Here is a 20598-nt window from a genome sequence, read left to right on the forward strand (position 1 = left end):
GCGGGGTCACGCCTCGCGCGGCGGCTCGTCGTCGTTGCCGCGGCGCAGCGTGCGCACCGGGTGGCCCGGCGTCCAGGTGCGGATCACCAGGTCCGCGCCCTCGACCGTGACGTGGACGACCTCCGTCAGATCGGCGTGGAAGAGGTCGAAGGGGTGCGGGGTCTCGGTCTCCTCCGCGTACCGGTGCAGCTCCGGCGGGTCCACCAGCTCCAGCGCGTGCCCTGAGACCCGTACGTCCCCGCCGGGCATCGCCTCGTCCTCGCCCGGGTTGGAGTGCAGGGCGAACCGCGGGTCGCGCCGCAGGTCCCTGGCCTTCATCGAGCCGGCCATCATGCCGAGCCACAGCTCCCCGCCGCGGACGTCGACATTGAGCCCGCTCAGGCGCGGGGAGCCGTCCCGGCGGAGGGTGGCCAGGACGTGGTGGGGCCGCTGAGCGAAGCGGGCCCGGACGGCCTGCGCGAAGTCCGGTTCCGCCTTCTCGAACGCTGCCCAGTTGTTCGTCGTCATGCGTCCATCAAAGCGCGGGCTCCCGGCGAGCGCCGCTCGGGCGCACCGCCGTGCGTCAGGTACCGCCCCCGGGTCCGCGTTCGGCGGCGAGCGCCTCGATGTCGTCCAGCATCGCCGCCGCGAGGTCCCGCTCGCAGGCGTAGTACCGCTCTGCCCACTTCAAGGTGAGCGTGGGGTACGCCCAGGCCTCCTCGCCCGCGGCGGCGGCCGCGTCCGCCTCCGCGCGGCGGCGCATCTCCTCCGCGAACTCCCGGTGCCGCCCGAGGACTTCACGCATCTGCTGCGGCTCCAGCAGATGGCCCAGCCACATGCGCAGCATCGGCCCGTGCTTGAGGACCGGCGGATCGACCGGCGCCTCGCGCGCCCACGCCCGTACGGCCTCCATACCGGCTTCGGTGATCCGGTACACCCGCTTGTCGCGGGCGCCGTCCTGCGGGCCGACCCGGCGCGAGGAGGCGTAGCCGGCCTCCTCCAGGCGCCGGAGCTCGCTGTACACCTGGCTGAAAGAAGGGCTCCAGTAGAAGAAGCGCAACGAACGGTCCGACCACTTCTTCACGTCGTAACCGGAGAGCTCCTCGCCGAAGGAGAGCAGTCCGAGCACCGCCCAGCCGGTGGCGGGCAGCGCGCGCTTGTTCGTCTCGTCTGGCACGCAGCGCAGTCTATGGCCGGTACGCGCCACAGCCCTTCCGCCCTCCGGTATATGACTGCTAGAAATATGCTGATTAGCAGTATGCGGTAAGAAGCGTGCGCACCCGTCAGATGAACGCCATGCGTTCGACAGGAGGCCTCGTGATCACGCTGAACGGGAAGGTCGTCGTCATCACCGGCGCCGCACGCGGCCAAGGAGCCGCGGAAGCCCGGATGTGCGCCGAAGCCGGCGCCCGGGTCGTCGTCACCGACGTACGGGAGGACGAGGGCCGGGCGGTCGCGGCGGCGCTCGGCGACCAAGGGCTGTACGTACGGCACGACGTGAGCGACCCCGACGGCTGGGCGGCGGTCGTGCGCGCGGCGGTCGCGGCCTTCGGCACGGTCTCGGCACTGGTCAACAACGCGGCGCTGTGGCGCACCGCGCACGTCGAGCGGCAGCGCCTCGCCGACTTCGAGGAGCTGCTGCGGGTCAACCTGCTCGGCCCGTTCCTGGGGATCCAGGCCGTGGCCCCGCTGCTGCGCGCCGCGGGCGGCGGCTCGATCGTCAACGTCTCCTCCGCGGCGGGACTGGTCGGGATACCCGGCCACGCGGCGTACGGCTCCACCAAGTTCGCCCTGCGCGGGCTGACCCGGTCGGCGGCGCTGGACCTGGCCGGTGACGGGATCCGGGTCAACTCGGTGCACCCGGGGGCCGTCGACACCCCGATGGTCGCGGAGGCGGTCGCGGGGCGGGACTGGTCGCACGTGCCGCTGGGGCGGATGGGGCGGGCGGAGGAGGTCGGTGAACTCGTGCGGTTCCTCTGCTCGGACGCCTCGTCGTACGTGACGGGCGCCGAGTTCCCGGTGGACGGCGGGATGACGGCCCGATGAGCCGGGACGACGGTTCGAGGACCGATCCGCTGTCCCCGGCCGCGCGGGCACTGTGCGACGCGCTGACGGCGGGCTTCCCCGGCCCGGGCGACGCGGCGGCGCTGCGGGCGGCGGCCGGTGGGGCCCGCGCCGGGGGCCCGGCGGTGGCCGCCGTGTACGACACGGACGCCGCGGGCGTTCCCGTACGGGTCTACGACCCGGCCCCGGGCGCGGCGGGGCGGCCGCTGGTCGTCTACTTCCACGGGGGCGGCTGGGTGATGTGCGGCCTGGACACCCACGACCCGGTCTGCCGGACGCTGGCGGCGGGCTCCGGGGCGGTGGTCGTCTCCGCCGACTACCGACTGGCCCCGGAACACCCCTGGCCGGCGGCGGCCGACGACGCGCTGACGGTGCTGCTGTGGGCCCGCGCGCAGGCGGCCCGGCTGGGCTGCGATCCGGCCCGGGTCACGGTGTCGGGGGACTCCAGCGGCGGAAACCTGGCGGCGGTGACCGCGCTGCGGGCGCCCGGACCGGTCGCGGGGCAACTGCTGGTCTACCCGCCGCTGGACCCGTCGATGCGGTCCCGGTCCGCCCATCGCTTCGCGGAGGGCTATTTCCACACCGCCGCGCACATGGCCTGGTACTGGGAGCAGTACGGGGGCGACCCGGAACACCCGCACCTCTCGCCGCCCGCGGCCGCCGACGTGTCGCGGCTGCCGCGCACGCTGATGATCCTCGCCGACTGCGACGTCCTGCGGGACGAGGGCCTGGCCTACGCGCGCCGACTGGCCGCGGCGGGGGTCGACTGCGCGGTGCAGCTGTACCCGGGCGTCTTCCACGGCTTCCTGGGCCTGCCGCTGCCGGCGGGCGCCTCGGCCCTGGCGGCGGCCGCGGCGTGGCTCGCGGAGTAGGGGGGCGGGGCGGCCGGATTCGAACCGGCGTCCTCCTCCATGCTGTGTAGGCGCACTACCTCTGTGCTACGACCCCGCCCTTGGCACGGAACTTAAACGACCGGCGCGGCCGCGCGCACCTCGATTTCCCCCCGGGAACCCGGTGGCTGGTGCGCGGCCGGCCGTCTGGTGCCGGTCCGCATCGCCCGCGACCGGAACGTCCCGCACGACCGGCGGGCTTCGTGACGCGCTTCGAGGTGGACTCGGCCTTCCTGGAGCGGTACCCGGTCCGGCGGGCGGGGAGACGGTCCCGGAGCTGTCGGTCCCGGCGGAGGAACCGGACGAGTTCGACCGGCACATCGTCGGACGCATCGAGGTGGTGCGGGAGTTCCGCGAGATGATGGAGCGATGACGACACCCCGGATACGGGCGCGGTCCTTCGACGCCGCCGCGTCCCTGTACGCCGCCGGCCGGCCCGGCTACCCCGACGCCCTCTTCGACGCCGTCGAGGAGGCGGCGGGGCGACCCCTGGCCGGGGCGCGGGTCGCCGACGTCGGCGCCGGGACCGGGATCGCCTCCGGCCCGCTGAGCGCGCGGGGCGCCGACGTCGTAGCCGTCGAGCCCGGCGACGGGATGGCCGCCGAGTTCCGCCGCGCGCACCCCCGCATCCCGCTCGTCCGCGGCGACGGCAACCGGCTGCCCCTGGTCACCGCCGGGTTCGACCTCGTCACGTACGCCCAGGCCTGGCACTGGACCGACCCGGCGCACTCCGTCCCAGAGGCCCGGCGCGTGCTGCGTCCCGGCGGCGCGCTCGCGCTGTGGTGGAACGACATGGACTCCACCGTCCCCTGGGTCGCCGAGCAGGACGCCCGGATCGCCGCCCTGTTCGGAGCCGACGGCTCCGCCACCTTCCGCCGGCTGCCGCCCGGGCTGACCTTCACCACCCGTCGGATCCGCTGGTCGCGCCGCGTCCCCCTGGCCGCCCACCTGGCCAACCACGCCAGCCACTCCGCGTTCCTGATGCTCGGCGAGGCCGGCACCCGGGATTTCATGGACGCCGAACGGGCCCGGCTGGAGGCCCTGTTCCCCGACGGCGTCGTCGAGGAACGGTACGTCGTCGGTCTCAGCGTGGCCGTCCTCTGAGCGGCCGCCGCGCCTCCAGCACCACCGCCCGGCACTGCGACGGCGTGCCCCACGCGTCCCGCAGCGGGCGCGCCTTGCGCAGCCACAGCGAGAGGTCCAGCTCTTCCGTGTAGCCGATCGCGCCGTGCAACTGGAGCGCCGTCATCGCCGCCGCGTACGCCGCCTCGCCCGCCGTGAGCTTCGCCGCCGCGACCTCGCCCCGCTCCAGCGACAGTGCCCCCGCCCAGAGCAGCGGCCGGGCGAACTCCAGGGCCAGCAGCGTGTCGGCCAGCCGGTGCCTCACCGCCTGGAAGCCGCCGATCGGCGTCCCGAACTGCGTGCGCCGCTTCGCGTACTCCACCGTGCGCGCCAGCAGGGCCTCGCCCACGCCCAGGCACTGGGCCGCGGTCAGCAGCCGCGCCCAGTCCAGCGCGGCCCGCGCCGCCTGCACCACCCGGGGCCCCGCGGCCAGCGGCTCGCCCCCCGCGTGGGCGGCCCGGAACAGGCGCCGGGCCGGATCCGTGGACCGCAGCGGTTCCCCCGGTGCCGGCGCCAGCGACAGTTCGCCCGCCTGCGACACGTGGAACCGGTACGCCGCCGCGTCCGCGTCCAGGGCGTACGGACCCCCGCCCGGCAGGGTCAGCGTGGCGAGCACCTCGCCCGCCAGCAGGCCCGGCAGGAAGCGCTTCGCCAGCGCCTCGTCACCCAGCCGGGACAGCAGCACCGCCACCGCCGCCGTCTCCACCGCCGGGCCCGGCATGCCCGACCGGCCCCACTCCACGAAGCCGGACGCCGTCTCCACCGGCAGCGGTCCGAGCCCGTCGTGCGCCTCGTCGGCGGCGAGCGCGAACAGCCCCGTCCCGGCGGCCCGGGCCCACAGTGCCCGCCCCGGCCCGTGGTCGCCCGCCCCCCAGGCCCGGGCGGCCGCCGGGACGTCCGCGGCGCCGAACAGGCCGCGCAGCGAACGTGCGAAGTCGCGTTGCTCGTCGGTCGGCAGGAAACGCATCAGCGGCGGCCCTTCGGGAGGCCGAGCAGCCGCTCGGCGATGATGTCGCGCTGGATCTCGTTGGTGCCCGCGTAGATCGGGCCGGCCAGGGAGAACACCCACGGCTCGGCCCAGGCGCCGTCCGCCAGTTCCGCGTCCGCGCCCAGCAGGTCCAGCGCCGTTTCGTGCAAGGCGATGTCGTACTGGGACCAGAACACCTTGTTCAGGCTGGACTCGGCGCCGATCGTCCCGCCCGCCGCGAGCCGGGCGGCGGCCGCCCAGGTGAACAGCTCGTACGCGCGCGCCCCGACCACCGCGTCCGCCACCCGGTCCCGCAGCGCCGTGTCCCCCGGGTCACCGGCCGCCTCCCACAGCGCCACCAGCCGGTCGGCCGCCGCCAGGAAGCGGCCGGGGGAGCGCAGGGTGAGCCCGCGTTCGTTGCCGGTCGTCGACATCGCGATCCGCCAGCCCTGCCCCGGCTCGCCGATCACGTCCTCGTCCGGGACGAAGACCCGGTCCAGGAAGAGCTCCGCGAAGGCCGGCTTCCCGTCCAGCCGGCCGATGGGCCGCACCGTCACCCCGGGCGCCCGCAGGTCGAACATCAGATAGGTCAGGCCCTGGTGCGGTTTCGCGGCCTGCGGGTCGGAGCGGAAGATCCCGAACGCCCGGTCCGCGAACGCCGCCCGCGAGGACCACGTCTTCTGCCCCGACAGCAGCCAGCCGCCCTCGGTGCGCTGCGCCCGCGAGGTCAGCGCGGCCAGGTCCGAGCCCGCGCCGGGTTCCGACCAGGCCTGCGCCCAGATCACCTCGCCGCTCGCCATCGAGGGCAGCACCCGGGCCCGCTGGCGCGCCGTCCCGTGGGCGAAGAGGGTGGGGGCGAGCAGGCTGATGCCGTTCTGCGAGACGCGCCCCGGGGCGCCGGCGGCCCAGTACTCCTCCTCGAACACCAGCCAGTGCTCCAGGTCCACCCCCCGGCCGCCGTACTCCTCGGGCCAGGACACCACCGCCCACCGGCCGGCGTGCAGCAGCGCCTCCCACGCCCGGTGCGCGGCGAACCCCTCCTGCGTCTCCAGGGACGGCAGCGGCGAGGCGGGCACGTGGGCGGCGAGCCAGTCCCGGGCCTCGGCGCGGAAGTCCCGCACCGCGGCCGTGTGCGTCAGCTCCATCAGGGTCCGCCTCCTCGCTTCCCTAACAAGTGTTAGGTAGGTTAACGTACGGCCATGAGCAGCGTCGAGGAGTTCGACCGCACAGCGCGGTACACGCCGGGACACGGGCTGCTGGCGGACCGCGCCGCCGTCATCACCGCCGCCGCCGGCGCCGGCATCGGCGGGGCCACCGCGCGCCGCTTCCTGGAGGAAGGCGCCCGCATCGTGATCGGCGACGCGCACGCCCGCCGGCTCAAGGAGACCGAGACCGCGCTCGCCGCCGAGTTCGGCGCGGACCGGGTGACCTCCCTGCCCTGCGACGTCACCGACGAGGACCAGGTGCGCGCCCTGTTCGCGCACGCCGAGCAGGCCCACGGCGGGCTCGACATCGTCGTCAACAACGCCGGTCTCGGCGGCACCGCCGACCTCGTCGCCATGACCGACGAACAGTGGGGCCGGGTCCTTGACGTCACCCTGGGCGGCACCTTCCGCTGCACCCGCGCCGCCCTGCGCTCCCTCAAGGCGGCCGGCGCCGGCGGCGTGATCGTCAACAACGCCTCCGTCGTCGGCTGGCGCGCCCAGCGCGGCCAGGCCCACTACGCCGCCGCCAAGGCCGGGGTGATGGCCCTGACCCGCTGCGCGGCGCTGGAGGCCGCGGAGTTCGGCGTACGGGTCAACGCGGTCGCGCCGAGCCTGGCCATGCACCCGCACCTGGTGAAGGTCACCAGCGAGGAACTGCTCGCCGAACTCACCGCCCGCGAGGCGTTCGGCCGCCACGCCGAGCCGTGGGAGGTCGCCAACGTCATCGTGTTCCTGGCCAGCGGCTACTCCTCCTACATGACGGGCGAGACCGTCTCCGTCAGCAGCCAGCACCCCTAGGGGCCGGCCCCGACCGGCAACCGACGACCGACAATGGGCGCGTGCCAACGAACAAGAAGAAAACCCAGGTGACCGCATCACCCGAGCGGCGCCGCGAGCTCCTCGACACCGCCGCGGAGGTCTTCGCCGCACAGGGCTACAACGCCACCACCGTCCGCAAGATCGCCGACGCCGCGGGCATGCTCGCCGGCAGCCTCTACTACCACTTCGATTCCAAGGAATCGATGCTCGACGAGATCCTCTCGGCCTTCCTGAACGAGCTGTGGGAGGGGTACGACACCGTCCTCGCGGCCGGTCTCGGCCCCCGCGAGACCATCGAGGCCCTCGTCACCGAGTCCTTCCGCGAGATCGACCGGCACCGCGCCGCCGTCGCGATCTACCAGAAGGAGTCCCGCCACCTCTCGGCACAGCCCCGGTTCCACTACCTGTCCGACTCCCAGCGCAAGTTCGAGGAGGCCTGGCTCGGGACGCTGGAGCGCGGGGTGGCCGACGGGGTCTTCCGGGCCGACCTGGACATCCGCCTCACCTACCGCTTCGTACGCGACACGGTATGGGTCGCGGCCTCCTGGTACCGGCCCGGCGGACAGCACAGCCCCGAGGAGATCGCCCGCCAGTACCTGTCGATGGTGCTGGACGGGATCGCCCTGCGAACCTGACCCGATCCGGAGGAGTCCCGATGCCCGAGGCCTACATAGTCGACGCGGTACGCACCCCTGTGGGGCGGCGCGGAGGAGGCCTGTCGGCCGTCCACCCCGCCGACCTCGGCGCGCACGTACTGCGGGCCCTGATGGACCGGTCCGGCGTGGACCCGGCGGCGGTGGAGGACGTGGTCTTCGGCTGCCTCGACACCGTCGGTCCGCAGGCCGGCGACATCGCCCGGACGGCGTGGCTCGCGGCCGGCCTGCCCGAGGAGGTGCCCGGCGTCACGGTCGACCGGCAGTGCGGCTCCTCGCAGCAGGCGGTCCACTTCGCGGCGCAGGCCGTGCTGTCCGGAACCCAGGACCTGGTCGTCGCGGGCGGCACGCAGAACATGTCGATGATCCCCATCGCCTTCGCCTCCCGGCAGGCGGCGGAGCCGCTCGGCCTCACCGGGGGCCCCTTCGCCGGCTCGATGGGCTGGCGGGCCCGGTACGGGGACGCGCCGGTCAACCAGTTCCACGGCGCCGAGCTCATCGCCGCCAAGTGGGGCATCTCGCGCCGGGACATGGAGGAGTTCGCCCTGCGCTCCCACCAGCGGGCCGTACGGGCCGCCGACGAGGGCCGCTTCGACCGCGAGACCGTCGCGTACGGGGACGTGCGCGCCGACGAGGGACCGCGCCGGGACACCACCTTGGCGAAGATGGCGGCCCTGAAGCCCGTCGTCGCAGGCGGCACCATCACCGCGGCCGTCTCCTCCCAGGTCTCCGACGGCGCCGCCGCGATGCTGCTGGCCTCCGAACGGGCGGTCTCCGAACACGGCCTGCGCCCCCGGGCCCGCATCCACCACCTGTCGGTACGGGGCGAGGACCCCATCCGGATGCTGTCGGCCCCCATCCCCGCGACGGCCCACGCGCTCAAGAAGACCGGGCTGTCACTGGACGGCATCGACCTGGTGGAGATCAACGAGGCGTTCGCGCCCGTCGTCCTCGCCTGGCTGAAGGAGACGGGCGCCGACCCCGACCGGGTCAACGTCAACGGCGGCGCCATCGCACTGGGCCACCCCCTGGGCGCTACGGGCGTCAAGCTCATGACCACCCTCCTGCACGAGCTGGAGCGCACGGGCGGCCGCTACGGCCTCCAGACGATGTGCGAGGGTGGCGGCCAGGCCAACGTGACGATCATCGAGCGCCTGTAACGGTGCAGGTCGGGCGCCGGGGACGTACATCACACATTGCTATTGACCGTCCCCGGCCGTCGTGTGCTAGCTTTGGACGCGTTGCAGTTGTGGTACCCATGAAACTTATGTGCGCCTGACGGGAATGCTCCGACAGGCGCTTTTGTTTTTTACCGGGATCTCCGGATGGGGCCCTTGCCGCCTATTCAGGAGATTTAAAATGGCACTTGGCACCGTGAAGTGGTTCAACTCGGAAAAGGGCTTCGGCTTCATCGAGCAGGACGGTGGCGGCCCGGACGTCTTCGCCCACTACTCGAACATCGCCACCCAGGGCTTCCGTGAGCTCACCGAGGGCCAGCGCGTGTCCTTCGACGTCACCCAGGGCCAGAAGGGCCCGCAGGCCGAGAACATCCTGCCTGCCTGACGCATTCAGCATGCCGGGGTCCGCACCGCGAGGTGCGGGCCCCGGCTTGTCTGCTGTTTCGACCTTTGTTTTACCTGCCGGTTTCAGGAGGGCTTTCTCGCATGACCAGCTCCAGCTCCGCACGACCCAGCCGCCGTCCCGCCCGGGGCCGAGGAGCGGCCCAGGGACGTCCGAAGGCTGGCGCGGGACGGCAGAAATCCGCTCCCGTCGCCAGGCCCCAGGAATTCACCATGCCCGAACCGCTGACCCCGGCGCTGCCGCCGGTCGCCGCGTTCGAGGACATGGACATGCCCGAGGCGCTGCTGAAGACCCTCGCCGCCCAGGGCGTCACCGAACCCTTCCCCATCCAGGCCGCGACCCTGCCGAACTCCCTCGCCGGGCGCGACCTGCTCGGCCGCGGCCGCACCGGCTCCGGCAAGACGCTGGCCTTCGGCCTGGCGCTGCTCGCCCGCACCGCCGGCCGCCGCGCACAGCCGAAGTCGCCGCTCGCGCTGGTCCTCGTACCGACCCGGGAGCTGGCGCAGCAGGTCACCGACGCGCTGGCGCCGTACGCCACCTCGGTCAACCTGCGCATCGCCACCGTCGTCGGCGGCATGTCGATCAACCGGCAGTCCGGCGCCCTGCGGCGCGGCGCCGAGGTGCTCGTCGCCACCCCCGGCCGGCTCAAGGACCTGATCGACCGCGGCGACGCGATCCTCGACGAGGTCGCGATCACGGTCCTCGACGAGGCCGACCAGATGACCGACATGGGCTTCATGCCGCAGGTCACCGCGCTGCTCAAGCAGGTCCGGCCGGACGGCCAGACGATGCTGTTCTCCGCGACGCTGGACAAGAACATCGACAAACTCGTCAAGATGTTCCTGACCGACCCGGTCGGCCACTCCGTCGACCCGTCGGCCGGCGCCGTCACCACGATGGAACACCACGTCCTGTACGTCATGGACGAGACCGACAAGAAGGCCGTGGCCACGCGCATAGCGGCCCGTGACGGCCGGGTGATCATGTTCGTCGACACCAAGCGCGGCGTCGACCGCATGGTCAAGAAGCTCCTGGCCGACGGCGTCCGCGCCTCCGGTCTGCACGGCGGCCGCTCGCAGCCGCAGCGCAACCGCACCCTGGACTGGTTCAAGACGGGCGAGGTCACCGCGCTCGTCGCCACCAACGTGGCGGCGCGCGGCATCCACATCGACGACCTGGACCTCGTCGTCAACGTGGACCCGCCCACCGACCACAAGGACTACCTGCACCGCGGCGGCCGTACCGCCCGCGCCGGCGAGTCCGGCAGCGTGGTCACGCTGGTCCTGCCCGACCAGAAGCGCGACATGACCCGGCTGATGTCGGACGCCGGGATCTCCCCGCGCACCGCGCAGATCAAGTCCTCCGACGAGGAACTGTCCCGCCTGACCGGCGCCAAGACCCCGTCCGGCATCCCGGTGGTGCTGGAGGTTCCGCAGCCCGCGCAGCCCAAGGCGCGTTCCGGCTCGGGCCGCCGTTCGGGCTCCGCCGCGGGCGCGGCCCCGGCCGCCGGCGGTGGCCGCGGCCGCCGCTCCGGTGGCGGCAGCGCCGGGCAGGCCCCCGCGACCGGGTCGGGCCAGGCCCGCCGCGGCCAGGCGGCCGGCCAGGGCGAGCGCGGCCGGCGTACCGGCGGCGGTTCCTCCGGCGGCGCGGCGGCGGCTTCGTCCCGCAGCCGCGTCGGCACCCCGGGCCAGTCCCGCCGCCGCTCGGCCTGACCCCCCAGCCGTACCCCGCTACGCCGGGCTCCGCGCACAGCGCGCGGAGCCCGGCGTGGCTTTTGCTACGGCCGGACCAGCCGGGTCTGGAGCTTGGACAGGGTTCGCAGGTCCAGGCCGAGGCCGTTCGTCAGGTAGCCGTAGAAGCCGCCGTAGTCCGCGTCCATCCGGGCGGTCGCGGCGTCCAGGTAGTCCTGGCGGACCTCCTGGAGCGGGATCAGCAGGTCCGGGTTCCGCATCCGGCCCGACTGCTTGAGAACCGCCCGCACCTGGGCGTCGTAGGCCGCCCGGAAGGTGTTCGAGGCCAGGTAGTCGTGCCCGGCGGTGGGCTCGGGGACGGCGAGCGCCCGCAGCAGCACGTAACTCATCCAGCCCGTCCGGTCCTTGCCCGACGTGCAGTGGTACAGCAGCGGTCCGTTGCCGTCCGCGATCTCCCGCAGCGTCGCCGCGAACCGCGCCCGGTTCTCGGGGCTGGTCACGAAGGTGCGGTAGATGTCGCGCATGTAGGCCTCGGCGCGGCCGCCGCCGAGCATCTGCTCCTGCGTGGCGGGGTCGCCGCTGGAGATGGCGGTGAGCAGCGTCGCGTACAGACCGAGGTCGCTGACCGGGCGCGAGGTGGGGGTGAGCCCCGCGGGCAGCCGGTCGGCACCGTCGTACTGGACCTCCGTCGGGATGCGGAAGTCGACGGCCTTCGTGAGGCCGAGGCCGGCGACCGTGGTGAGGTCGGCGGCGGTCAGCTTGCCCAGTGCGTCGGAGCGGTAGACCAGCCCCTGGCGCACCTGGCCGCCGGTGTAGGTGCGGTAGCCGCCCAAGTCGCGGAAGTTGACCGCGCCTTGGAGGGGGATCTGGCGAATCGTTTCAGCGGCGGCGGCGGCGGCGGCGGCGGTGGCGGTGGCGGCGGCGGTGGCGGTGGCGGCGGCGGTCTGCCACCGCGCGGTGCGGCCGGGCGCCTGCGCCGAGGCGGCGGTGGCGGTGGTGACGGCGAGGGCGGAAGCGAGGACCGCCGTCGCCAGGCGGATACGGGCACGGCTCATCCGGGCGGCTCCTGGGAGGAGGGGAAGGGGACCCACCCCGGTGGGGACGGGGTGTCGTGCGCGTGCAGTCGCAGAAGTGCGCCCTGCGCCTCGGCCATGACCCGGCCCACGAGCTCCGCACAGGACGGGAGGTCCTCGATCACCCCCGCGACCTGCCCGGATGCCATGACGCCGAGGTCCGTGCGGCCCTCGACCATGGAGGCCTTGAGGAGCATCGGGGTGTTGGCGGCGAGCAGGACCTGGCTCCAGGACAGGTCCTTGCCGTGCTTCATCGCCAGCCCGTCCCGCACCATCCGCGACCAGGACAGACCGGACAGCTTCCGGAAACCGGCCGCGTGCCGCACCGCCCGGGCCAGCGCCCGGGCCCGGCCCGCCCGTTCCAGCGAGGCGACCAGCTCGCTGCGCAGCATCCGGTGCGGCAGCCCGTCCACGGCCGTGGTGACGGTGACGTCCTTGACGCCGGCCTTGAGGTACTCGGCCTTGACGGCGTCCGGGACGGTCGAATCGGAGGTCAGCAGGAAACGGGTGCCCATCGCGATGCCCGCCGCCCCGTAGGCGAGGGCCGCGACCAGACCCCGCCCGTCGTGGAAGCCGCCCGCCGCGATGACGGGGATGTCCACGGCGTCGACCACCTGCGGCAGCAGGACGGTCGTGGCCACCTCGCCCGTGTGCCCGCCGCCCTCACCGCCCTGCACGATCACCGCGTCGGCGCCCCACGCCGCGACCTTCTCCGCGTGCCGGCGGGCCCCGATCGACGGGATGACCACCACCCCCGCGTCCTTGAGCCGGGCGATCAGCTCCTGGGACGGCGCGAGGGCGAAGGACGCGACCCGCACCCCCTCGTCGATGATCAGCCGGACCCGTTCGGCGGCGTCACCGGCGTCGGCGCGCAGGTTGACCCCGAACGGCGCGTCCGTACGGGACTTCACCTCGTGCACCGCCGCCCGCAGCCGGTCCGGCGTCATCGTCGCCGAGGCCAGGATCCCCAGGGCGCCCGCGTTCGCCGCCGCCGACACCAGCCGCGGGCCGGCCACCCAGCCCATGCCCGTCTGCACGATCGGGTACCGGACCCCCACCAGCCTGGTCAATGCCGTTTCCACCGCCTCAGCCCCGTACTTCCCGCTCGCGCAGGCCCTCGGGGTCGATCACCTCGCGGATCAGCCGCAGCTCCGCGGCGCTCGGCTGCCGCGTGTACGGGACGTCATCGGCCACCGCGAGGGCGAAGCCGGTTGCGGCCCGGACCTGTTCGACGGTGACCCCGGGGTGCAGGGAGGCCAGACGCATCGAACGGTCGGGAGTCCCGAAGTCGAAGACGCCGAGATCACTGACCACCCGGGGCAGGCGGTGGAAGCGGGCCACCCCGGCGGCCGCGGCCCGGTCGTGACCGACGCCGCTGACCATGTCGACGCGTTCCACGAAGACCCGGGGCGAATGCCGCGGGATCCAGTAGCTCACCGGGTTGTTGAGGGTGTTGACGGGAGCGCCGCGCACCCCGAGGAGCTGGCGGACGGGCCGCTCCCAGTCCCCGATGCAGGAGATGTTCTGGTTGCCGTACCGGTCGATCTGGCTGGCGCCCATCATCACGTGCCGCCTGCCCCCGGTGACCATGGCGAGGTGACGGCGGTACGGAAGCCAGCCCTCCACCGTGCCGTCGAGACCGACGAGCATCGCTTCGCCGTCGGTCAGGAGCAGGTCGGGGCTGAAGGTCCGCTTCGCGAGCCGCGCGCCGACGGACGGCACCAGGCCCATGGGGCTGGCCAGGACCTCACCGTCGCCGCGCCAGGCCTCGGCGCAGGCGATCACACAGTATTCGGCGCGGGTCGGCTCACTGGTCACCGCTGCTGCTCCTCGTGCCAGGCCTGGACGGCCGACTGGTAGGCGTGCTCGTCCGGCCCGGACAGGAAGCGGGCGGCGAACTCGGGCCAGGGGGTGGCCGCGTACAGCTTCTGGAAGGGCTCGTCGCGGCCGTAGTCGGGGACGCAGGAGGTGAAGTGCGCCCCGTGCGGGGTCTCGACGACGCCGGTGACGCTGTGGCGGCTGACCAGCAGCGACTGCGGCGGCCCGGACTTGGCGAGGCCGGCGCTCTCCACGAGCCGCTCGCAGGAGACGTAGGCGGCGTCGGCGGCCTCGCAGAACAGGTCGTCGAAGTAGGGGTCGGGGCCCAGGTACTGGGCGTTGCCGAGGCGGTCGGCCCGGTTCAGGTGGACCAGGGCCGCGTCCATGCGCAGGGCCGGGACGGCGACGAACTCCTCGCCGTCGGCGTACGGGGAGGTGACGGTCCGCAGCTCGGGATTGACCCGCATCACGTCGGAGCCGAGACCGGCGCGCACGGGCAGGAAGGGCAGCCGGTTCGCGGCGGCGTGCAGGCCCCACATGAACATGGCCTCGTCCAGCTCGGTCAGGGTGAACGCACCCCGCTCCCGGGCGGCCCGGAAATGCGGCTCGAGCGGGATCGAGTCGAGGGTGGCGAAGGGCGCGACGAGCCGGCGGATCCGCCCGGCGGCGGCCAGCAGCCCGACGTCCGGGCCGCCGTACGAGACGACGGTGAGATCGGTGATCTCGGAGCGGAGCAGTGCCCGCACCAGCGCCATGGGCTTGCGCCGCGAGCCCCAGCCGCCGATGCCGAGGGTCATCCCGCTGCGCAGCCGCCCCACCACCTCCTCGGGGGTCATCGACTTGTCGGTCATGCGTCCCGCTCCTTCCCGAAGGAGCCGCGGACCCGGTCGGCGACCCCGCTGAGACCGGCCTCGAAGGTGAACCCCTGCTCGAAGCGGTAGCTGCGCCGTACGTCGACGGGGTCGATGCCGTTGATGGCCGCCTTGGCCAGCCGGATCAGGTAGCCATCCTTGCGGGCGATCTCCGCCGCCAGCTCCAGGGCGGCGCCGCGGACCTCCGAGCGCGGGACCACCTTCCACACCGAGCCGTGGGCGTGCAGCTCGGCCGCCGTCGCGGTCCGGGAGGTGTAGTACAGGGCGCGCATCAGGTGCTGGGGGACCAGGCGGGCCAGATGGGTGGCGGCGCCGAGTGCGCCCCGGTCCAGCTCGGGGAGGCCGAAGGCGGCGTCGTCGGAGGCCACGATCGCGTCGGCGTTCCCGGCCAGCCCGATCCCGCCGCCGAGACAGAAGCCGTGGACGGCGGCCACCACCGGCACCTCGCACTCGTACACGGCGGCGAAGGCCTCGTAGCAGCCGCGGTTGGCGCCGATGAGGGAGCCGTGGCTGCTGTCGCGCTGCATCTCCTTGATGTCGACCCCGGCGTTGAAGCCCCGGCCTTCGGCGGCCAGGACGACGCAGCGGACGGCGGGGTCGCGGCCCGCCGCGCGCAGCGCGTCGGCGAGTTCGTACCAGCCGCTCACCGGGAGGGCGTTGACGGGCGGGAAGTCGACGGTGACCAGGGCGGTGCCCTCGTCCGGGACGGTGGTGGAGACACCCATGGGAGGATCAGCTACCTTTCCACCAAACATTTGTTAGGTGAGGAAGGTAGCAGCCGATGGAGCTCAAGGGGAGGGTGGTCGTCGTCACCGGCGGAACCCGGGGCGTCGGAGCGGGCATCACGCGCTCGTTCCTCGCGGCGGGCGCCAGGGTGGTCGTCTGCGCGCGCCGGCCGCCGGAGCGGCCGGTCGCCGAAGGTGGCCGCCAGGCCTCCTTCACCGCCGTCGACCTGCGCGACGCCGCCGCCGTACACGCGGTGTTCGAGGCGGTCGCCGAGCAGTACGGGCGGCTGGACTGCCTGGTGAACAACGCGGGCGGCACCCCGTACCGGCTGCTGGCGGAGGGCGAGGCGGCGCGGCACGCCCGGGTCGTCGAGCTGAACCTGCTGGCGCCGATGACGGCTTCGCTCGCCGCCTACCCGTGGCTGCGGGCGTCCCGCGGCTCGGTGGTGATGATCGGAAGCGTGAGCGGCACCCGGCCCTCGCCCGGTACGGCCGCCTACGGGGCGGCGAAGGCGGGGCTGGAGAACCTGGCCCGCTCCATGGCGGTCGAGTGGGCACCCGAGGTGCGGGTGAACTCCCTGGTCCCGGGCCTGGTGCGGACCGAACTGGCGCACCTGCACTACGGGGACGCGGCGGGCGTCGAGGCGGTCGCCGCCACGGTCCCGCTGGGGCGGCTCGCGGAACCGTCCGACATCGGGGCGGCGGCGGTGTTCCTGGCCTCCGACCGGGCGGCGTACGTCAGCGGGGCGAGCCTGCTGGTGCACGGCGGCGGGGAGCGGCCCGCCTTTCTGGACGCGGCAACCACCAACAAGGGGAGCTGACATGGGACTTGCCGAGGGACGCGTGGTCATCGTGACGGGCGCCGGGCGGGGACTTGGCCGGGCCCACGCGCTGGCCTTCGCGGCGCAAGGGGCGCGGGTCGTGGTCAACGACCTCGGCGTGGGACTGGACGGGCTGCCCGGCCCGGACAGCCCGGCCGCCCGCGTCGTGGCGGAGATCGAGGCCGGGGGAGGGGAGGCAGTCGCGCACGGCGGGGACATCGCCACGGGCGAGGGCGCGGCGTCCCTGGTCGAGTGCGCCCTCGCGGCGTTCGGGCGGCTCGACACGCTGGTCAACAACGCCGGGTTCCTGCGGGACCGGATGCTGGTGAACCTGGCCGAGGACGACTGGGACGCGGTGGTCCGGGTCCACCTCAAGGGCCACTTCCTGCCGCTCAAGCACGCGGCGGCGTACTGGCGGGCCGAGGCGAAGACGGGGCGCCCCGTCGCGGCGCGGGTGGTCAACACCTCGTCCGGGGCGGGACTGCTGGGCTCGGTCGGGCAGGGTAACTACAGCGCCGCCAAGGCGGGGATCCTGGCGCTGACGCTGGTCGCGGCGGCGGAGATGGGCCGGTACGGGGTCCAGGTCAACGCCGTCGCACCGGCCGCCCGGACCCGGATGACGGAACGTGTGTTCGCGGAGGCGATGGCGGCGCCGGACGCGGGCGGCTTCGACGCGATGGCCCCGGAGAACGTGTCGCCGCTGGTGGTGTGGCTGGGCTCGCAGGCCTCGGCCGGGGTGACCGGGCGGGTCTTCGAGGCCGAAGGGGGCCGGATCACGGTGATGGAGGGCTGGCGGCCCGGCCCGACCACCGAGCGCGGCGCACGCTGGACCCCGGCGGAGGCGGGCGAGGCCGCGGCGGCACTGCTGGCGCGGTCGCCGGCGCCGGGAGCGGTCTACGGCGCGGCGGAATAGCGCGGCGGACACGGGGCGGCGCGGAGGAATGGGGCCGAGCAGGCGGGGCAACCGGGCAGGAGAAGGGCCCCGAACGCACCCCGGGCCCGGCCCCCTGGCGAGGGGTCGGGTCCGGAAGCTTCTTGCGTGCGTTGGGATATGACTACCCGCTACGCATCCCCGCTGAACCATCCTGGGCCCGACATCCCATCGGCAATGCTGTGATCATGCCGATTCACTCGTACGAGAACACCTCGCGCACCGCCAAGGCCGGTCCGCTCAGCCTCCATTACCACGAGGCCGGCCCGGCCGACGGCCCGGCGCTCGTCCTGCTGCACGGCGGCGGCCCGGGCGCCTCCGGCTGGGGCAACTTCGCCGCCAACCTTCCCCACTTCGCGCAGCACTTCCGTACCCTGATCGTCGACCAGCCCGGCTACGGCCGCTCCGACCTGCCCGAACCCGACCGCGACTACTTCTCCTACAGCGCCCGTGCCGTCGTCGCCCTCATGGACGAACTGGCCGTACCCCGGGCACAGTTCCTCGGGACCTCGCTCGGTGGCGGCGTCGCCGCCCGGATCGCCGTCGATCACCCGGAACGCGCGGCCAAACTGCTGCTCAACGCGCCTGCCGGCATCTCCTTCAACCTCTTCTCCCCGGCGCCCAGCGAGGGCCTGCGCAAGCTGATCGAGTTCGGCGGGTCGCCCGAACCGACCCGCGAGCAGATGCGGACCTTCCTCACCACCCTCGTGCACGATCCCTCGCGCGTCACCGAGGCGCTCGTCGAGGAGCGCTACGCCCGGGCCACCGAGGAGCGGGCCAGGCTCGGCAGTGCCCGGACGGCCGCCTCGTTCGCCAAGTGGCCCGAGGGCGCGCAACTGTGGCGCGAGGCCCACCGCATCAGCTGCCCGGTGCTGCTGACCTGGGGCCGCGAGGACCGCGTGGCCCCCCTCGACGGGGCGTTCGTCGCGCTCGGGGCCATCCCCGACGCCCGGCTCCACGTGTTCCCCCGGTGCGGCCACCTGGTGCAGAGCGAGGCCGCCGAGGACTTCCAGCGCCTCGCCACCGGCTTCTTCCTCCACTGACGGCCCCCGGCGCGGCGGCTGCCGCTCCGCCGCTCAGGTGTCCACGTCGAGCTCGGTACGGCACAGACCGCACCGCGCGGTGAAGGGGCCGCGGCCGGCCGGGAGCCGCAGCCACTGGGCGCAGAGCGGGCAGGGGAAGCTCACCCGCCGCCCCGAGCCCGGGTCCGCGAAGCGGTACGGGGCCTGCGGCGCGGCCGTACTCGTCCGGCGGTCGCGGGCGTAGCGCCGGCGTTCGGACCAGGGCGCGGCCGCCAGCGGGGGCCGGCGGTGGTCCCGGTCCGCGAGCGCGCGGCCGCGCACGTAGGCCTCGTAGGCCTGGGGGCTGGTGAACCAGGTGGAGGGGTCCTCGCCGAGCAGCCGGCCGCGCTTGGCGAGGACGTAGCCGAACTCCTCGGGGGTGAGGTAGCCGAGCTTCTGGTGGGTGAGGGCGTCCTCGCGGTAGGCGTCGAGCAGCAGCCAGCCCGCCCCGAGGTAGGCGGCCGCGGTGTCGGTGAGGATCTCGTTCTCGGCGGTGGTGGGAAAACGCAGGTCCAGCCGGTGCAGCAGAACGTGGGCCGCCTCGTGGGCCAGGGCGGCCGCCAGGTCGCGGCGATGGGTGCGGAAACGGTCGTTCACCTCGACGAAGTACTCGGGTCCGGCCGTCAGCTCCACGGCGGCCGCCTCCGTCATCGTCCGGAAGCCGACCACCATCCGGGCATCGGGCAGCCGCAGCGCGCGCACCACGGCGGAAGCCACGCGGTGTGCGCCGAGGTACAGGTCGTCGTCGTCGCCGAAGGCCGCGTCGGCGGGGGCGATGCTCGCTCCGTAGGCCAGGATCCCCTCGTGCGAGAGCCGCCGGAACAGCGCCGTGATCGCCCTGCGCACCGTTTCCAGATGCGGAAATCCGTGGGCGACGGGACTGCTGTGCCTGCCGTTCTCCGTCATGCCGGCCTCCTCGCCGCAATCACCGCGGCGACTCGTGGAAGTTGTCCGAAAACACGTTCTTGTCGCCCTGCAAGGGGCGTTGTGTCATGGACGCGTCATCACCCGTGACGCGCACGGCCCAACCCCCCACGAAAGGCAGCGTGTCGACTGTGTCCACCCTTGCCACCCTCCTCAAGCGCACCCTGGCCGTCGGCGCGGTCGCCCTCGCGGCCGTCAGCCTCCAGCCCGGATCCGCCACCGCCTCACCGACCCCCGTCGTCGGTGGAACGCGGGCCGCCCAGGGCGAGTTCCCGTTCATGGTCCGCCTCTCCATGGGCTGCGGCGGCGCCCTCTACACCCAGCAGATCGTCCTCACCGCCGCCCACTGCGTGAACGGCTCCGGCAACAACACCTCCATCACCGCCACCGCCGGGGTCGTCGACCTCAACAGCACCAGCGCCATCAAGGTCAAGTCCACCAAGGTGCTCCAGGCCCCGGGCTACAACGGCTCCGGCAAGGACTGGGCACTCATCAAGCTCGCCAAACCCATCAACCTCCCCACCCTCAAGATCGCCGACACCAAGGCCTACGACAACGGCACCTTCACCATCGCGGGCTGGGGCGCCGCCCGCGAAGGCGGCAGCCAGCAGCGCTACCTGCTCAAGGCCACCGTCCCCTTCGTCTCCGACGCCGCCTGCCAGAGCGCGTACGGCAGCGACCTCGTCCCCGGTGACGAGATCTGCGCCGGCTACGACCAGGGCGGCGTCGACACCTGCCAGGGCGACTCCGGCGGCCCGATGTTCCGCCGCGACAACACCAACGCCTGGATCCAGGTCGGCATAGTCAGCTGGGGCGAGGGCTGCGCCCGGCCCGGCTACCCCGGCGTCTACTCGGAGGTCTCCACCTTCGCCGCCGACATCCGGGCGGCGGCCGCAGGCCTCTGACACCTCCCCCGGCCTTCCGGCCCACCACGCACCGGAAGGCCGGGGCAGCCGTCCGTCACCGCCCGCATCCCCACCGTCACCGCACGCCCGGGCGGCCGGCCCGGGCGTCTCACTGTCCGGCCGACCAGCGGAGAAGCCGCCCGCGCCACGTATTCTCGGGAACCATGAACACCAGCGACACCGACGAGAGCGGCGAGACGACCGGCGAGGACGTCACCGCCGAACTGGCCCGCCTGCGGGACAGCATCGACAACATCGACGCGGCCGTGGTCCACATGCTCGCCGAGCGCTTCAAGTGCACCCAGCAGGTCGGCCACCTCAAGGCCCGCCACCAGCTGCCCCCCGCCGACCCGAGCCGCGAGGCCAGCCAGATCGCCCGCCTGCGCCAGCTCGCCGAGAACGCCAAACTCGACCCGGCCTTCGCGGAAAAACTCCTCAACTTCATCATCGCCGAGGTCATCCGGCACCACGAGACGATCGCCGCGGGCGAAGAGTAG

23 protein-coding genes, 1 tRNA gene and 1 pseudogene are annotated in these 20598 nt (G+C 73.6%); 14 read left to right on the forward strand and 11 right to left on the reverse strand.

Translation table 11 applies throughout. The annotated features are described in order from the left end of the window. Positions 1-6: 6 nt before the first annotated feature. Both ACWGH1_RS10365 and ACWGH1_RS10370 read right to left on the reverse strand, forming a co-directional pair. The gene (locus tag ACWGH1_RS10365; RefSeq protein ID WP_453355832.1) at positions 7-507 is read right to left on the reverse strand and encodes a pyridoxamine 5'-phosphate oxidase family protein; all 501 of its coding nucleotides are present in this window, start codon (positions 505-507) and stop codon (positions 7-9) included. A 55-nt stretch (positions 508-562) separates the two neighbouring features. After that, the gene (locus tag ACWGH1_RS10370) at positions 563-1156 is read right to left on the reverse strand and encodes a PadR family transcriptional regulator (RefSeq protein WP_453355831.1); all 594 of its coding nucleotides are present in this window, start codon (positions 1154-1156) and stop codon (positions 563-565) included. Between the two features lie 140 nt (positions 1157-1296). Between ACWGH1_RS10370 and ACWGH1_RS10375 the strand changes: the two genes are divergently transcribed. Both ACWGH1_RS10375 and ACWGH1_RS10380 read left to right on the forward strand, forming a co-directional pair. Continuing rightward, positions 1297-2025: a glucose 1-dehydrogenase gene (locus ACWGH1_RS10375; RefSeq protein WP_453355830.1), complete on the forward strand. Its 729-nt coding sequence runs from the start codon at positions 1297-1299 to the stop codon at positions 2023-2025. Then, the gene (locus ACWGH1_RS10380) at positions 2022-2915 is read left to right on the forward strand and encodes an alpha/beta hydrolase (RefSeq protein WP_453355829.1); all 894 of its coding nucleotides are present in this window, start codon (positions 2022-2024) and stop codon (positions 2913-2915) included. Before ACWGH1_RS10375 ends, ACWGH1_RS10380 begins: the two co-directional genes overlap by 4 nt. Before the next feature lie 3 nt (positions 2916-2918). On the opposite strand, the gene ACWGH1_RS10385 is transcribed toward ACWGH1_RS10380, so the two are convergent. Further along, positions 2919-2993: transfer RNA gene (locus ACWGH1_RS10385), tRNA-Ala, on the reverse strand. 96 nt (positions 2994-3089) lie between these two features. Between ACWGH1_RS10385 and ACWGH1_RS10390 the strand changes: the two are divergent. Both ACWGH1_RS10390 and ACWGH1_RS10395 read left to right on the forward strand, forming a co-directional pair. Then, a pseudogene (locus ACWGH1_RS10390) lies at positions 3090-3306 on the forward strand (hypothetical protein); the annotation flags it as partial. Continuing rightward, entirely contained in the window at positions 3303-4037 is a 735-nt protein-coding gene (locus ACWGH1_RS10395) for a class I SAM-dependent methyltransferase (protein ID WP_453408607.1), read from the forward strand. The pseudogene ACWGH1_RS10390 and the gene ACWGH1_RS10395, both read left to right, overlap by 4 nt. Here ACWGH1_RS10395 and ACWGH1_RS10400 read toward each other — a convergent pair. Together ACWGH1_RS10400 and ACWGH1_RS10405 are read right to left on the reverse strand one after the other, a co-directional pair. After that, positions 4018-5022: an acyl-CoA dehydrogenase family protein gene (locus ACWGH1_RS10400; RefSeq protein WP_453354955.1), complete on the reverse strand. Its 1005-nt coding sequence runs from the start codon at positions 5020-5022 to the stop codon at positions 4018-4020. The genes ACWGH1_RS10395 and ACWGH1_RS10400 overlap by 20 nt on opposite strands. After that, positions 5022-6167, reverse strand: coding sequence for an acyl-CoA dehydrogenase family protein (locus tag ACWGH1_RS10405; RefSeq protein WP_453354954.1), 1146 nt, complete (start codon positions 6165-6167; stop codon positions 5022-5024). The genes ACWGH1_RS10400 and ACWGH1_RS10405 overlap by 1 nt, the downstream gene beginning before the upstream one ends. A 54-nt stretch (positions 6168-6221) precedes the next feature. Between ACWGH1_RS10405 and ACWGH1_RS10410 the strand changes: the two genes are divergently transcribed. The 5 genes from ACWGH1_RS10410 (at position 6222) to ACWGH1_RS10430 (ending at position 10992) form a co-directional block, all read left to right on the forward strand. Then, positions 6222-7025: an SDR family oxidoreductase gene (locus ACWGH1_RS10410; RefSeq protein WP_453354953.1), complete on the forward strand. Its 804-nt coding sequence runs from the start codon at positions 6222-6224 to the stop codon at positions 7023-7025. Positions 7026-7066: 41 nt separating this feature from the next. After that, positions 7067-7681, forward strand: coding sequence for a TetR/AcrR family transcriptional regulator (locus tag ACWGH1_RS10415; protein ID WP_453354952.1), 615 nt, complete (start codon positions 7067-7069; stop codon positions 7679-7681). A 20-nt stretch (positions 7682-7701) separates the two neighbouring features. After that, the gene (locus ACWGH1_RS10420; RefSeq protein ID WP_453354951.1) at positions 7702-8859 is read left to right on the forward strand and encodes an acetyl-CoA C-acetyltransferase; all 1158 of its coding nucleotides are present in this window, start codon (positions 7702-7704) and stop codon (positions 8857-8859) included. Between the two features lie 199 nt (positions 8860-9058). Further along, on the forward strand, positions 9059-9262 hold the full coding sequence (locus ACWGH1_RS10425; protein ID WP_008743912.1) for a cold-shock protein: 204 nt from the start codon (positions 9059-9061) through the stop codon (positions 9260-9262). A 101-nt stretch (positions 9263-9363) separates the two neighbouring features. After that, positions 9364-10992, forward strand: coding sequence for a DEAD/DEAH box helicase (locus tag ACWGH1_RS10430; RefSeq protein WP_453408608.1), 1629 nt, complete (start codon positions 9364-9366; stop codon positions 10990-10992). A 65-nt stretch (positions 10993-11057) separates the two neighbouring features. Here ACWGH1_RS10430 and ACWGH1_RS10435 read toward each other — a convergent pair whose 3' ends face one another. The 5 genes from ACWGH1_RS10435 to ACWGH1_RS10455 are packed head-to-tail and all read right to left on the reverse strand — an operon-like array spanning position 11058 to position 15459. Next, the gene (locus ACWGH1_RS10435; protein ID WP_453408609.1) at positions 11058-12026 is read right to left on the reverse strand and encodes a tyrosine-protein phosphatase; all 969 of its coding nucleotides are present in this window, start codon (positions 12024-12026) and stop codon (positions 11058-11060) included. Further along, the gene (locus ACWGH1_RS10440) at positions 12023-13126 is read right to left on the reverse strand and encodes an NAD(P)H-dependent flavin oxidoreductase (RefSeq protein WP_453354252.1); all 1104 of its coding nucleotides are present in this window, start codon (positions 13124-13126) and stop codon (positions 12023-12025) included. Before ACWGH1_RS10440 ends, ACWGH1_RS10435 begins: the two co-directional genes overlap by 4 nt. A gap of 4 nt (positions 13127-13130) precedes the next feature. Continuing rightward, positions 13131-13862 (reverse strand): CoA-transferase subunit beta, encoded by a 732-nt coding sequence (locus ACWGH1_RS10445; RefSeq protein WP_453354253.1) that lies wholly within the window; start codon positions 13860-13862, stop codon positions 13131-13133. Then, the gene (locus ACWGH1_RS10450; protein WP_453354254.1) at positions 13859-14713 is read right to left on the reverse strand and encodes a CoA transferase subunit A; all 855 of its coding nucleotides are present in this window, start codon (positions 14711-14713) and stop codon (positions 13859-13861) included. The genes ACWGH1_RS10445 and ACWGH1_RS10450 overlap by 4 nt, the downstream gene beginning before the upstream one ends. After that, complete coding sequence (locus ACWGH1_RS10455) at positions 14710-15459, reverse strand: enoyl-CoA hydratase family protein (RefSeq protein WP_453354255.1); 750 nt, start codon at positions 15457-15459, stop codon at positions 14710-14712. The genes ACWGH1_RS10450 and ACWGH1_RS10455 overlap by 4 nt, the downstream gene beginning before the upstream one ends. Positions 15460-15515: 56 nt before the next feature. On the opposite strand from ACWGH1_RS10455, the gene ACWGH1_RS10460 reads away from it, so the two are divergent. The 3 genes from ACWGH1_RS10460 to ACWGH1_RS10470 all read left to right on the forward strand — a co-directional run bounded on the left by ACWGH1_RS10460 (position 15516) and on the right by ACWGH1_RS10470 (position 18254). Next, on the forward strand, positions 15516-16280 hold the full coding sequence (locus tag ACWGH1_RS10460; protein WP_453354256.1) for an SDR family oxidoreductase: 765 nt from the start codon (positions 15516-15518) through the stop codon (positions 16278-16280). Between the two features lies 1 nt (position 16281). Continuing rightward, positions 16282-17193 (forward strand): SDR family oxidoreductase, encoded by a 912-nt coding sequence (locus tag ACWGH1_RS10465; RefSeq protein WP_453354257.1) that lies wholly within the window; start codon positions 16282-16284, stop codon positions 17191-17193. Between the two features lie 206 nt (positions 17194-17399). Continuing rightward, on the forward strand, positions 17400-18254 hold the full coding sequence (locus tag ACWGH1_RS10470; protein ID WP_453354258.1) for an alpha/beta fold hydrolase: 855 nt from the start codon (positions 17400-17402) through the stop codon (positions 18252-18254). Positions 18255-18287: 33 nt separating this feature from the next. On the opposite strand, the gene ACWGH1_RS10475 is transcribed toward ACWGH1_RS10470, so the two are convergent. Next, a complete protein-coding gene (locus ACWGH1_RS10475) occupies positions 18288-19178 on the reverse strand; it encodes a hypothetical protein (protein WP_453408610.1) in 891 nt (296 codons plus the stop codon). Positions 19179-19318: 140 nt separating this feature from the next. On the opposite strand from ACWGH1_RS10475, the gene ACWGH1_RS10480 reads away from it, so the two are divergent. After that, the gene (locus ACWGH1_RS10480) at positions 19319-20101 is read left to right on the forward strand and encodes a serine protease (RefSeq protein WP_453408611.1); all 783 of its coding nucleotides are present in this window, start codon (positions 19319-19321) and stop codon (positions 20099-20101) included. Positions 20102-20265: 164 nt separating this feature from the next. Further along, positions 20266-20598 (forward strand): chorismate mutase, encoded by a 333-nt coding sequence (locus tag ACWGH1_RS10485; RefSeq protein ID WP_453408612.1) that lies wholly within the window; start codon positions 20266-20268, stop codon positions 20596-20598.

It is taken from the genome of Streptomyces sp. NPDC054883 (genome assembly GCF_053610645.1).

Excerpts from the sequence above, each read along its gene's own strand:
- ACWGH1_RS10455 (WP_453354255.1), bottom strand. The coding sequence starts at position 15,459 with ATGGGTGTCTCCACCACCGTCCCGGACGAGGGCACCGCCCTGGTCACC.
- ACWGH1_RS10365 (WP_453355832.1), bottom strand. The coding sequence starts at position 507 with ATGACGACGAACAACTGGGCAGCGTTCGAGAAGGCGGAACCGGACTTC.
- ACWGH1_RS10435 (WP_453408609.1), bottom strand. The coding sequence starts at position 12,026 with ATGAGCCGTGCCCGTATCCGCCTGGCGACGGCGGTCCTCGCTTCCGCC.
- ACWGH1_RS10405 (WP_453354954.1), bottom strand. The coding sequence starts at position 6,167 with ATGGAGCTGACGCACACGGCCGCGGTGCGGGACTTCCGCGCCGAGGCC.
- ACWGH1_RS10425 (WP_008743912.1), top strand. The coding sequence starts at position 9,059 with ATGGCACTTGGCACCGTGAAGTGGTTCAACTCGGAAAAGGGCTTCGGC.
- ACWGH1_RS10485 (WP_453408612.1), top strand. The coding sequence starts at position 20,266 with ATGAACACCAGCGACACCGACGAGAGCGGCGAGACGACCGGCGAGGAC.
- ACWGH1_RS10470 (WP_453354258.1), top strand. The coding sequence starts at position 17,400 with ATGCCGATTCACTCGTACGAGAACACCTCGCGCACCGCCAAGGCCGGT.
- ACWGH1_RS10460 (WP_453354256.1), top strand. The coding sequence starts at position 15,516 with ATGGAGCTCAAGGGGAGGGTGGTCGTCGTCACCGGCGGAACCCGGGGC.
- ACWGH1_RS10450 (WP_453354254.1), bottom strand. The coding sequence starts at position 14,713 with ATGACCGACAAGTCGATGACCCCCGAGGAGGTGGTGGGGCGGCTGCGC.
- ACWGH1_RS10410 (WP_453354953.1), top strand. The coding sequence starts at position 6,222 with ATGAGCAGCGTCGAGGAGTTCGACCGCACAGCGCGGTACACGCCGGGA.
- ACWGH1_RS10430 (WP_453408608.1), top strand. The coding sequence starts at position 9,364 with ATGACCAGCTCCAGCTCCGCACGACCCAGCCGCCGTCCCGCCCGGGGC.
- ACWGH1_RS10400 (WP_453354955.1), bottom strand. The coding sequence starts at position 5,022 with ATGCGTTTCCTGCCGACCGACGAGCAACGCGACTTCGCACGTTCGCTG.
- ACWGH1_RS10380 (WP_453355829.1), top strand. The coding sequence starts at position 2,022 with ATGAGCCGGGACGACGGTTCGAGGACCGATCCGCTGTCCCCGGCCGCG.
- ACWGH1_RS10475 (WP_453408610.1), bottom strand. The coding sequence starts at position 19,178 with ATGACGGAGAACGGCAGGCACAGCAGTCCCGTCGCCCACGGATTTCCG.
- ACWGH1_RS10395 (WP_453408607.1), top strand. The coding sequence starts at position 3,303 with ATGACGACACCCCGGATACGGGCGCGGTCCTTCGACGCCGCCGCGTCC.
- ACWGH1_RS10465 (WP_453354257.1), top strand. The coding sequence starts at position 16,282 with ATGGGACTTGCCGAGGGACGCGTGGTCATCGTGACGGGCGCCGGGCGG.
- ACWGH1_RS10420 (WP_453354951.1), top strand. The coding sequence starts at position 7,702 with ATGCCCGAGGCCTACATAGTCGACGCGGTACGCACCCCTGTGGGGCGG.